The sequence below is a fragment of the Caulobacter sp. FG121 genome (assembly GCF_057809815.1).
This window is the reverse complement of record NZ_JBMDKR010000001.1, coordinates 1,136,729-1,146,519: the sequence shown is the minus strand read 5'-3', so window position 1 is coordinate 1,146,519 and position 9,791 is coordinate 1,136,729. Positions and strand designations below refer to the sequence as shown.

Below are 9,791 nucleotides of genomic sequence, written 5' to 3'. Positions count from 1 at the left end.
CCGATCCCTCCGTCCTGTGAGAGCCTTCCCCATGGCCGACGACGCCTCCACCATCGACGTGCTCAACAGCACCGCCCAGACGCAGCTCAAGACCATTCTCGAGCGCATCGAGCGGCTGGAAGAGGACAAGGCGGCGGTCATGGCCGACCTCAAGGAGGTCTACGCGGAGGCCAAGGGCAACGGCTTCGACGTCAAGATCATCCGCAAGGTGGTCCGGATCCGCAAGATGGACCGGGCCAAGCGCCAGGAAGAGGACGCGTTGATCGACCTCTACCTCTCGGCAATCGGGGAAGTTTGAAGCGCGGCGCGCCAGATCTGAAAGCGCAGGCCAAACGGGCCGCGCTGAACGCCCTGAAGCGCGCCCGCCGCACGGCCGACAAGGCCGGCATTGAACTGTCAGACTGGGAAGGCGAGTTCCTCGGCAGCGTCGAGGATCGCCTGAAAACCTACGGCCGGGCGTTCGGCGACCCTGAAAAGGGCGGCGCCGGCCAGGCCCTTTCGGTGCTGCAGACGGTGAAGCTCAAGGAGATCACCGCCAAGGCAAAGGGCGAGAAGAAGCCGATGAAGCGCAAGGCGTTCGGTCGTCGCCCGACGCCGACTGACGCGGGTAAGGACGAGTCATGACCGCCACACGCCGAGCCCTGCCTGGTCTGGCTCTCGCCGCCCTGCTGACCGCCGGATTCGCGCCGTCGGCCGCGCCGCCGCCCCGTGTCTGTCATCTGCCGGCGACAGTGGTTCCCGCACCGGTGCTGACGCCGCCCGCGAACGAGATCGTGCAGGGCGTGCCGACGGCCTACTACATGCTGGCCATGACCTGGGCGCCCGAAGCCTGCCGCGGCAAGGCCGATGACCCCGACCTCGCCATCCAGTGCCGCGCCAACCGCTTCGGCTTCGTACTGCACGGCCTGTGGCCGAATGGCAGCGACGGCCGCCACCCCCGCTATTGCGGACCCGCCGGGAGGATCAGCCCGGCGACGGTGCGCAAACATCTCTGCATGACCCCGTCGCCGGCGTCGCTGCAGCATGAGTGGGCCTCGCACGGGACCTGCGGCTGGAGCTCGCCCGAGGCCTATTTCGCTGATGCCGACCGGCTCTGGCGCGGGCTGCGATTGCCGCCGATGCCGGCGACCCTGACCGCCGGCGAGATCCGCGCCGCGTTCGTGAAGGCCAACCCCGGCGTGCGTCGGGACGGGATCTACATCAAGACCGTCGACGGCGGCCGCCTGATGGACGTGCGGCTCTGCTACGACCTGCGCTACCAGTCTGACGCCTGCAAGGGCGGGCTCGGGGCGCCCGACGGCGAAACCGTCCGGATCACGCCGCGCCGGCCCCGCTAGGGCGAGGCGGCAGGCTCGTCGAGCCGGCCCGGAATGTCTTCAGTCGTGGGGCGCCGGATGATCTTCCAGCCAGAGCGTCCCGGCGATCCGGCCGAGTCCGTAGCTGACCAGCCTTGCCCGGGGACAGGTGACGCGATTGGCGCCCCGATCCGCGAAGGCGTAGCTCAGGCCGCCGGCCTGACCCGGCACATGATGAGACATCTCGTGGACCAGCGTGTTCACCAGGCTGGCTCTGGCTTGCCGGTCGCCGCGATACCATCCATCGAACCGCGACGGATCGACCTTTGTCCAGCCGCGCGGCAGATCGCTGAGCGCCACGCCGCCGACGTCCTCGGCCCGCAGTTCAAACCTGGCCATCCGGCTCGGAAAGGCTTCGAGAATCGTATCGCCCGATATCGCGACGGCCGGTCCACGCCCGCGGGGACCACAGCTGGCCAGCCAGTCTGTCCGCGCCAGCACCCGTGTGCGGAAGGCCTTCGAACGGACGATTTTGCAGGCGTCCGCGAGCGCTTCCGTCGCGGCCTGACGGCGCGCAGGGGAAAGGTCCGACGACAGGCGAATCGTCGGGCAGGTCGCTGACGCGGCGGGTTTCAGGCCGGCTGGCCGGGCGAGCGCGGGCGGAGTGCCGAACGCCAGCATCACGACCACGAATGCCGGAAGCCGCCTCATGCCCACCCGGTCGGGACTTCAGGCCGTGGCGGGCGCGGGCAGGGCGACGGCGCGCGCGGCCGCCAGCTTCATGCGGTGCATCAGGGTCTTCAGCCTCGCGTCGCGAGACTGTGGCGCGCGTATCGTCATGCGGCGGGCCATCAGCCGACCTCCTCGAGATTGCCGTCGACGTCCAGGCCCTGTTCGCGGACCTTGCGGTAGAGGGTCGAGCGGCCGATGCCGAGGCGACGGGCGACCTCGCTCATGTGGCCGGCGTAGATTTCGATCGCCAGCTGGATCAGGTCGCGCTCGACCTCTTCCAGCGGGCGGACGTGGCCGCGACCGTCAAGGATGCGCACCGGAGCGTCCTTGCTGATCTCGGCGATCAGCTCCTGCGGCGTGGGCATGGCGGCGGCGGCCGCGGTCAGGGCCTCCGGCGCGATCTTCACCCCGGAGATGGCCGGGAAATCGTGCGGCTGCAGATAGGGCGCGTCGGACAGGACGATGGCGCGATAGACCGCGTTCTCCAGCTGACGCACGTTGCCGGGCCAGTCGAAGGCGGTCAGCAGGGCCATCGTCTCGGGCGAGGCGCCCATGACGCGCTTGCCTTCCTCGATGTTGAAGCGGCGCACGAAGGCCTCGACCAGCGACGGCACGTCCTCGCGGCGCTCGCGCAGGGACGGCGCCTCGATCGGATAGACGTTCAGGCGATAGAACAGGTCCTCGCGGAAGCGGCCTTCGGCGACGTGGTTGGTCAGGTCGCGGTTGGTCGCCGAGACGATGCGCACGTCCACGCGCACCGAGCGCTTGGCGCCGATCGGGTCGATTTCGCTCTCCTGCAACGCCCGCAGCAGCTTGACCTGCATGTCGAGCGGCAGTTCGCCGACCTCGTCGAGGAACAGGGTGCCCCCGTCGGCCTCGCGGAACTTGCCCAGGTGCTTTTCCGAAGCGCCGGTGAAGCTGCCCTTCTCGTGGCCGAACAGGATCGACTCGACCAGGTTCTCCGGAATGGCGCCACAGTTGACGGCGACGAACGGCTTGCCGGCCCGGTCGGACGTTCCGTGCACGGCGCGCGCGATGACTTCCTTGCCGACGCCGCTTTCGCCCGTGATCAGGATCGGGATCGAGCTCTTGGCGGCGCGTTCGCCGAGGCGCTTGACCATCTGCATGGGCGCGCTGTCGCCGATCAGGTCAGCGAAGGTGGTGCGGCCGGTGACCTGCTTCTTCAGCCGGTCGACCTCACTGCGCATGTCGCCCATCGACAGGATGTTGCGGATCGAGACGATGATGCGTTCCGGACTGGCCGGCTTGACCATGAAGTCGCCGGCGCCGGCCTGCATGGCCTTGACCACCGTCTCCACCCCGCCGCCCGCCGTCAGCACGATGACCGGCTGGCCATAGCCCTTGGCGCGCATCTCCTTCAGCGTGTCCTGGCCGTTGAGGCCGGGCATCTGCAGGTCGAGCAGGACAACGTCGGCCGGCTGGCCGGACATCAGGTGCTTGAGCGCGTCATCGCCGTTCTCGGCCTGCGCGACAGCGAAGCCCTCGCGTTCGAGGACAGCCTGGATCAGACGCCTTTGCGTCGGGTCGTCGTCGACGACCAGGACCGTTTTGGTCATATGAAAACACCCACCGAAACCGGCGTGCGCCCGACATGGAGCGCCGCTCTTGTTGACCCGGATTGAAACACGGGTGGGTAAAGACCGGGTTTCGGAGACCTGAGTCGGGGGTTAACGACGGCGGGCGTAGACTCCCAGTTCGCCGGCCAGAAAATCGAACATCGTCCGCACACGGCCGACGGCGCGAAGGTCCTCGTGCATGGCCAGCCACATCTCCAGTTCGAAGCGGACGTCATCGGCCAGCACCGGGATCAGGTCAGGGTCATCGGCGGCGATGCCGAGCTGGCAGCCGCCGAGGCCGTAGCCGGCCCGCAGCGCCGCCAGTTGCGCCAGGTCACTGTCACAGCGAAAGGCGAAATGGTCGCGGCGCAGAAAGTCGGCGGCGTCCTCCAGCGACCGCAGAGACGTCTCGTCCCTGTCGAAGCCAATGAGGGGATGGTCGGCGATCGCCGCGATACTCGTCGGCAGCCCATGCGTCTCCGCGTAGCGGCGATGGGCGAACAGGCCGATGGCCACCGCGCCGATCCTCTTGGCTACGAGCGCTGACTGGACAGGTCGGACCATGCGCACGGCGATATCGGCGTCCCGTCTCAGAAGGTCCTGGTTGCGATTGCTCAGGACCAGCTCGACGACGATGCCCGGATGGGCCTCCCGAAAGGCGGCGAGGATCGGCGGCAGCACCACGCCGCCGATGATCTCGCTGGCGGTCACCCGCACCACGCCGGTCTCGGCGGACGGTCCGCCGCTGATCGCCCGCCGCGCCGCTTCGGCGGCGGCATGCATCTCCTCGACCCGGGGCAGAAGATCGACAGCGGCGGTCGTCGGGGTCAGGCCCTGTGGCGACCGGGTGAAAAGTGTCGCGTCGAGCGAGGTCTCCAGCGCCGCGATATGGCGACCCAGGGTTGGCTGGGTCAGACCCAGAGCGCGCGCCGCCGCCGACAGGCTGCCCTGCCGCATCACTTCGCGGAACGAGGCGTAGAGATTCCAGTCGGTCCGGCTATCCATGCATAAATGCATATCAAACCTGCTTCGATGGGCAATTGTTGAATGAATGCCTCGGCGCGACAAATCGCGGGTCAACGCAAGGAGAGACCCCGATGTTCGTCGGACACTACGCCGCCGCCCTGGCCGCCCGCTCGGCCGAGCCGAAGGCGCCGCTCTGGAGCTATGTCATCGCCTGCCAGTTCCTGGATGTCGGCTGGGGCGGGCTGATCATGACCGGTGCGGAGAAGTTCAGCGTCAATCCTGACCTCCCCGGCAGCCCGCTGGAACTCTACCACATGCCGTACACCCACAGCCTGCCGGGCGCCCTGGCCTGGTCGGTCGGCGGGGCGCTGCTGGCGCGCGGGCTCCTGAAGACGCCGTGGCGGGCGACGGTCTTCGTCGGGCTGGCCGTCTTCTCCCACTGGATCCTCGATTTCCTGGTCCACCGGCCGGACCTCGAACTGTGGTTCGGCGGGGACAAGGTCGGGCTGGGCTGGTGGAACTGGCCGGTCCCGGAGGCCACGCTCGAGATGGGACTGGTCGCCGCGACGGGCGCCGTCTGGGCCTGGCGGCGCACGAAGGCCGGCCAGTCGGCCTGGCCTGCCGCGACCTTCCTGCTGGTGCTGACCGGCGTACAGGTCGTCTCCCAGATGATGCCGATGAATCCGGACCCGGTGCAGACCGGCGCCATGACGCTGGCCGTCTATCTGCTCGTGGCCGCCGTCGCCTGGCTTGTGGAGCGTCGGTCGGGGACGGTAGCCTGACACCGGTTTCCAACGGAGTGGCCCCGTGGTGGCGGACTGGACGAGACGCACCCTGCTGACGGCCTCGGGCCTGGCCGTCGCCGCGCCGGCGTTGGCGAGCCCGCCCCGGGTCATTCCGGTCTGGCCGAACGGCCCGCCGGGCGGAGAGGGCGTCGCGGTCACGGAATCCGTGGTCGAGCGCAATCCGCCGCCCAACCCGCTGCGGGACCGCTATGTGAAGCACGTTCGCATCCCGACCCTGACCCTGTTCCAGCCGGCGAAGCCGAACGGCGCCTCGCTGCTGATGACGCCCGGCGGCGGCTACAAATGGGTGGTCATGGACAAGGAGGGCTACGAATGCGCCGCGCGCTTCGCCGCCGCCGGGGTCATCGTCTATGTCGCCAGCTACCGTCTGCCCGCCGACGGATGGGCCGCAGGGCCAGCAGCGCCGCTGCAGGACGCCCAACGGGCCTTGCGCCTGGTGCGGTCGTTGGCGCGTGATCCTGGGCGTATCGGGGTGATGGGTTTCTCGGCCGGCGGCCATGTCGCGGGCTGTCTGAGCCAGATGTGGGATGTTCCGACCTATGCGCCGATTGACGGGATCGACGCCCTGTCAGCCCGGCCCGACCTGTCGATGCTGATGTATCCGGTAGCGACGATGCATCCCGCCTTCGCTCATGCCGGGTCGCGCGAGCAGCTGCTGGGTCCGACGCCGGCCCCGGACCAGGAGCGCCGGTGGTCGCTCGAGGACAATGTCCGCCCTGACGCTCCATCGACCTTCCTGCTGCACGCCGGCGACGACGCCTCGGTGCCCGTGGACAACAGCCTGCGCCTTTACGACGCCCTTCGGGCGGCGAAGATCCCGACGGAAATGCACCTGTTCGAGGAGGGCGGCCACGGCTTCGGACTGCGTTTCACCACCGGCAAGCCGGTGGCGGTCTGGCCGGAGCTGGTCGAGTCCTGGTGGAGGCGCAAGGGGTTCGTCTGACCGTTGCGCCCGTCCTGACCACGGTCCATATCCCGCGCCATGAACGCGCCCGCCAAAACCCCCGCCAAGACCGACCAGCCGCCCGAGTGGAGCCTCAGGGACCTCTACGAAAGCCGCAAGGATCCGCGCATTGAACTCGACCTCGCCTCGGCCAAGGCGGCCAATGACGCGCTCGTCGCCCTGAAGGGCCGGTTCGTCGCCAGCCGGGCGGATGCGCCCGCGCTGGGCGTGCTGATCGATCAGGGTATCCGCCTCTACGAGGACGCCACCAACGGTCTCTGGACCGTGGGCGCCTACGCCTCGCTGGCGGCCTCCGTCGCCCGCGACGATCCGGAATGGGCCCGCTTCGAGGGCGACCTGCGGACGCGGTCCTCGCAGATCGCCGCCGAGAGCCTGTTCTTCACCCTGGAGCTCAATGAGCTCGAGGACGCGGAGCTGGAGGCGGCGATGGACGCGCATCCTGGCGCGGCGCGGTGGCGGCCGTGGATCCGGCGCCTGCGCCTGAGCCGGCCGCACGAGCTGTCGGCCGATCTGGAGCGGCTGCTGATCGATCGCGCGCCGGCGGTAGCCAACTGGTCGCGCCTGTATGACGAGACGCTGGCCAAGCTGACCGCCAAGGTCGGTCGCGAATACCTGACGCTGCCCGAGGCGTTGAACCGTCTGTCCGACCCCGTGGCTGCGCGGCGCAAGGCGGCGGCGAGCGGTCTGGCGGAGGCGCTGCATGACCGCACGCCGACGATGGCGCTGGTGATGAACACCCTGGCCTTCGAGAAACAGGTTGAGGATCGCTGGCGCAAATACGACTACCCGGCCCAGTCGCGGCACATCGGCAACGAGGTCGACGCCGAGGCGGTGAACGCCATGGCCGAGGCGGTCACCGAGGCCTACGCCGCCACCAGCCACCGCTACTACGCGGCCAAGGCGAAGGTGATGGGGCGCAAGACGCTCGACTACTGGGATCGCAATGCCCCGCTCGATGCCGCAACGCCACGCCAGTACAGCTGGAGCGAGGCGCAGGGCATGGTGCTGGAGAGCTTTTCGGCCCTGGCGCCGAAGTTCGCCGACAGGGCGCGGACCTTCTTCGCCAGCCCATGGATCGATGCCCGGCCGCGGCCCGGCAAACAGTCGGGGGCCTACAGCCACCCGGTGACTGCCACCCGCCACCCGTTCGTGTTCATGAACTTCATGGGAGAGCGGCGGGACGTACTGACCCTGGCCCATGAGCTCGGTCACGCCGTGCACCAGACCCTGTGCTCGCCGCTCGGGACCTTGCTGGCCGATACGCCCCTGACGCTGGCCGAGACCGCTTCCATCTTCGGCGAGGGCCTGGTCTTTGAACGGCTGCTGGCCGAGGCGACCCCCGACGACCGCCGCGCCCTGCTGGCCGGCAAGATCGAGGACGGCCTCAACACGGTGGTGCGCCAGATTGCCTTCCACCAGTTCGAGACCCGTTTCCACGACGCCCGCAAGGACGGCGAGCTGTCGGCCGACGAGATCGGCGCGCTTTGGCTGGAGGTTATGGGCGAGAGCCTCGGCCCGGCGATCAAGCTGAACGACGGCTACGAGCACTACTGGGCCTATGTCAGCCACTTCGTGCACGCGCCGTTCTACGTCTACGCCTACGCCTTCGGCGATCTGCTGGTGCGGGCCCTGATGGAGAAGCGCCGCGAGGACCCGGCCGGCTTCGCGCCGCTCTATGAAGAGCTGTTGGCCGCCGGCGGAACGAAGACCTATGTCGAAGCGCTCGCGCCGTTTGGCCTAGACCCTCGCAAGAAGGAGTTCTGGGCCGCCGGCTGCCGCGACATCGCCCGGCTGGTCGAGGAGTTCGAGGCGCTGGTCTAGATGCTCCCCTTCGGGGGAGCTGTCAGTCCGCAGGACTGACTGAGGGGGTCACCCGAAATCTGAGCGGACCCCCTCCGTCTCGCCTGCGGCGAGCCACCTCCCCCGATGGGGAGGATCTTGCCGCCGCTTCCCCCACAATCAAACGCTTGTTAGAGTCGGGCCATGTCCGACGATCTCACCGATGCCCAGACGGGCGAAATTCCGCCCGGGTATAGCCTGCTGAACTGGTCGCGAGGTTTCGGCCGGCAGATCGGGCCCCTGTATGAGCGCTATGACGCCCAGGGCGTCTGCACGCTGGCGTTCCGGGTCGAGGAGCATCACACCAACGGCATGGCCAACTGCCACGGCGGCATGCTGATGAGCTTCGCCGACATGGCCTGGGGCCGGGTGATCTCCGTGCGCAAGTCTCACTTCTGGGTCACGGTCCGGCTGACCTGCGACTTCCTGTCGGCCGCGAAGCTCGGCGACTGGGTCGAGGGCGAGGCCGAGCTGATCGCCGAGGAAGACGACGTCTACACCGTGCGTGGCCGCATCTGGGCCGGCGATCGGCTGCTGATGACCGGCACCGGCGTGTTCAAGGTCATCGGTCCTCGGCCCGAGCCGCTGAAGATTCCCGAGCGTACGCATGCCTGACGATCAGAAGCCCTGGCCCGAGTTCCCGGCCCCGCTCGCCGACTTCAAGGGTGAAAAGCCTCCGGCCCCGGCCTGGTTCGACGCGGCCCTTTCCGATGAGCCCGAGCGCTCGACCTTCCAGTTTGAGGGGGCGAACATCGAGCTGCTGACCTGGGGCGAGGTCGGAAAGCCGGGACTGCTGTTACTGCACGGCAACGGCGCCAGCGCGGATTGGTGGACCTTCATCGCGCCCTGGTTCGCGAAGGACTACCGGGTCGCGGCGTTCAGCTGGAGCGGCATGGGACGGTCGGACTGGCGCGAAAAATACACCGCCGAACAATTCGCCCAGGAGTCCTTCGCCGCCGCCGAGGCCGCCGGTCTCTACGCCGCCGGCAAGCCGGTGTTCGTGGCGCACTCCTTCGGCGGCTTTCCGACCATGCTGGCGGCCAGCAAGTACGGCGACCGGCTCGGCGCCGTGGTGCTGGTCGATTCCATGGTCCGCCCGCCGGAGCTGGAATGGCGCGGGCCGCCCAAGCGGGTCAGCCCCAATCGCGTCTACCCGAGCCTGGTCGAGGCGCTGGGCCGGTTCAGACTGGCGCCGCCGCAGGGCTGCGAAAACCCCTACATCGCTGACTGGATCGCCCGGAACGCGCTGAAAGAGGTCGAGGGCGGCTGGACCTGGCGATTCGACCCCTTCATGTGGTCGTCCTTCATGATGGAGGATCGCGGCCCGCTGCTGGCCAGGATCACCTGTCCGGTGGCGATGATGTGGGGCGACCGCTCCCGCCTCGCCGAGCCGCACATCCTCGACTACATGCGCGGCCTGCTGCCGCCCGGCTCGCCGCAGATCGCCATTCCGGACGCTGATCACCACGTGATGATCGACCAGCCGCTGGCGTTTGTGGGCGCGCTGCGGGGGTTGTTGGCGGGGTGGCCAGGGAAAGGGCGCAGGGAGTAGGGCGTAGTTCGGCCGGTTCGCGCCGCCATCTCCGCGCCTACCCCTTGGTTACTCCCTACT

Annotated in this window: 12 protein-coding genes; 8 read left to right on the top strand and 4 right to left on the bottom strand. The window is 68.6% G+C overall.

Annotation, left to right across the window (positions count from 1 at the left end; translation table 11 throughout):
* Positions 1-31 precede the first annotated feature (31 nt).
* Genes gapR through ACODSL_RS05850 form a run of 3 tightly spaced genes read left to right on the top strand, consistent with a single transcriptional unit; the run spans position 32 to position 1,337 of the window.
* Complete coding sequence (gene gapR / locus ACODSL_RS05860) at positions 32-298, top strand: nucleoid-associated protein GapR (protein ID WP_488899696.1); 267 nt, start codon at positions 32-34, stop codon at positions 296-298.
* The gene (locus ACODSL_RS05855) at positions 295-624 is read left to right on the top strand and encodes a hypothetical protein (RefSeq protein WP_488899695.1); all 330 of its coding nucleotides are present in this window, start codon (positions 295-297) and stop codon (positions 622-624) included. The genes gapR and ACODSL_RS05855 overlap by 4 nt, the downstream gene beginning before the upstream one ends.
* Positions 621-1,337, top strand: a complete 717-nt coding sequence (locus tag ACODSL_RS05850; protein WP_488899694.1) for a ribonuclease T2 family protein — start codon at positions 621-623, stop codon at positions 1,335-1,337. Before ACODSL_RS05855 ends, ACODSL_RS05850 begins: the two co-directional genes overlap by 4 nt.
* Before the next feature lie 39 nt (positions 1,338-1,376).
* Here ACODSL_RS05850 and ACODSL_RS05845 read toward each other — a convergent pair whose 3' ends face one another.
* From ACODSL_RS05845 to ACODSL_RS05830, 4 genes are all read right to left on the bottom strand, one after another.
* On the bottom strand, positions 1,377-2,006 hold the full coding sequence (locus ACODSL_RS05845; protein WP_488899693.1) for a hypothetical protein: 630 nt from the start codon (positions 2,004-2,006) through the stop codon (positions 1,377-1,379).
* 18 nt (positions 2,007-2,024) lie between these two features.
* A complete protein-coding gene (locus ACODSL_RS05840) occupies positions 2,025-2,147 on the bottom strand; it encodes a hypothetical protein (protein ID WP_488899692.1) in 123 nt (40 codons plus the stop codon).
* Positions 2,147-3,604 carry a sigma-54-dependent transcriptional regulator gene (locus tag ACODSL_RS05835; RefSeq protein WP_488899691.1) on the bottom strand — a complete coding sequence of 486 codons (1,458 nt, stop codon included), beginning with the start codon at positions 3,602-3,604 and terminating at the stop codon, positions 2,147-2,149. The genes ACODSL_RS05840 and ACODSL_RS05835 overlap by 1 nt, the downstream gene beginning before the upstream one ends.
* Before the next feature lie 111 nt (positions 3,605-3,715).
* Positions 3,716-4,609 (bottom strand): LysR family transcriptional regulator, encoded by an 894-nt coding sequence (locus ACODSL_RS05830; RefSeq protein ID WP_488899690.1) that lies wholly within the window; start codon positions 4,607-4,609, stop codon positions 3,716-3,718.
* A gap of 92 nt (positions 4,610-4,701) precedes the next feature.
* On the opposite strand from ACODSL_RS05830, the gene ACODSL_RS05825 reads away from it, so the two are divergent.
* The 5 genes from ACODSL_RS05825 (at position 4,702) to ACODSL_RS05805 (ending at position 9,731) form a co-directional block, all read left to right on the top strand.
* Positions 4,702-5,352, top strand: a complete 651-nt coding sequence (locus ACODSL_RS05825) for a hypothetical protein (protein ID WP_488899689.1) — start codon at positions 4,702-4,704, stop codon at positions 5,350-5,352.
* Between the two features lie 28 nt (positions 5,353-5,380).
* Positions 5,381-6,319 (top strand): alpha/beta hydrolase, encoded by a 939-nt coding sequence (locus ACODSL_RS05820; RefSeq protein ID WP_488899688.1) that lies wholly within the window; start codon positions 5,381-5,383, stop codon positions 6,317-6,319.
* A 39-nt stretch (positions 6,320-6,358) separates the two neighbouring features.
* Positions 6,359-8,161, top strand: a complete 1,803-nt coding sequence (locus ACODSL_RS05815) for a M3 family oligoendopeptidase (protein ID WP_488899687.1) — start codon at positions 6,359-6,361, stop codon at positions 8,159-8,161.
* 162 nt (positions 8,162-8,323) lie between these two features.
* Entirely contained in the window at positions 8,324-8,794 is a 471-nt protein-coding gene (locus ACODSL_RS05810) for a PaaI family thioesterase (protein ID WP_488899686.1), read from the top strand.
* Entirely contained in the window at positions 8,787-9,731 is a 945-nt protein-coding gene (locus tag ACODSL_RS05805) for an alpha/beta fold hydrolase (protein ID WP_488899685.1), read from the top strand. The genes ACODSL_RS05810 and ACODSL_RS05805 overlap by 8 nt, the downstream gene beginning before the upstream one ends.
* Positions 9,732-9,791: the final 60 nt, after the last annotated feature.

What these genes read in the sequence shown, in the direction of transcription:
- gapR (WP_488899696.1), top strand. Translation starts at nt 32, where the DNA reads ATGGCCGACGACGCCTCCACCATCGACGTGCTCAACAGCACCGCCCAG.
- ACODSL_RS05850 (WP_488899694.1), top strand. Translation starts at nt 621, where the DNA reads ATGACCGCCACACGCCGAGCCCTGCCTGGTCTGGCTCTCGCCGCCCTG.
- ACODSL_RS05845 (WP_488899693.1), bottom strand. Translation starts at nt 2,006, where the DNA reads ATGAGGCGGCTTCCGGCATTCGTGGTCGTGATGCTGGCGTTCGGCACT.
- ACODSL_RS05840 (WP_488899692.1), bottom strand. Translation starts at nt 2,147, where the DNA reads ATGGCCCGCCGCATGACGATACGCGCGCCACAGTCTCGCGACGCGAGG.
- ACODSL_RS05835 (WP_488899691.1), bottom strand. Translation starts at nt 3,604, where the DNA reads ATGACCAAAACGGTCCTGGTCGTCGACGACGACCCGACGCAAAGGCGT.
- ACODSL_RS05830 (WP_488899690.1), bottom strand. Translation starts at nt 4,609, where the DNA reads ATGGATAGCCGGACCGACTGGAATCTCTACGCCTCGTTCCGCGAAGTG.
- ACODSL_RS05825 (WP_488899689.1), top strand. Translation starts at nt 4,702, where the DNA reads ATGTTCGTCGGACACTACGCCGCCGCCCTGGCCGCCCGCTCGGCCGAG.
- ACODSL_RS05815 (WP_488899687.1), top strand. Translation starts at nt 6,359, where the DNA reads ATGAACGCGCCCGCCAAAACCCCCGCCAAGACCGACCAGCCGCCCGAG.
- ACODSL_RS05810 (WP_488899686.1), top strand. Translation starts at nt 8,324, where the DNA reads ATGTCCGACGATCTCACCGATGCCCAGACGGGCGAAATTCCGCCCGGG.
- ACODSL_RS05805 (WP_488899685.1), top strand. Translation starts at nt 8,787, where the DNA reads ATGCCTGACGATCAGAAGCCCTGGCCCGAGTTCCCGGCCCCGCTCGCC.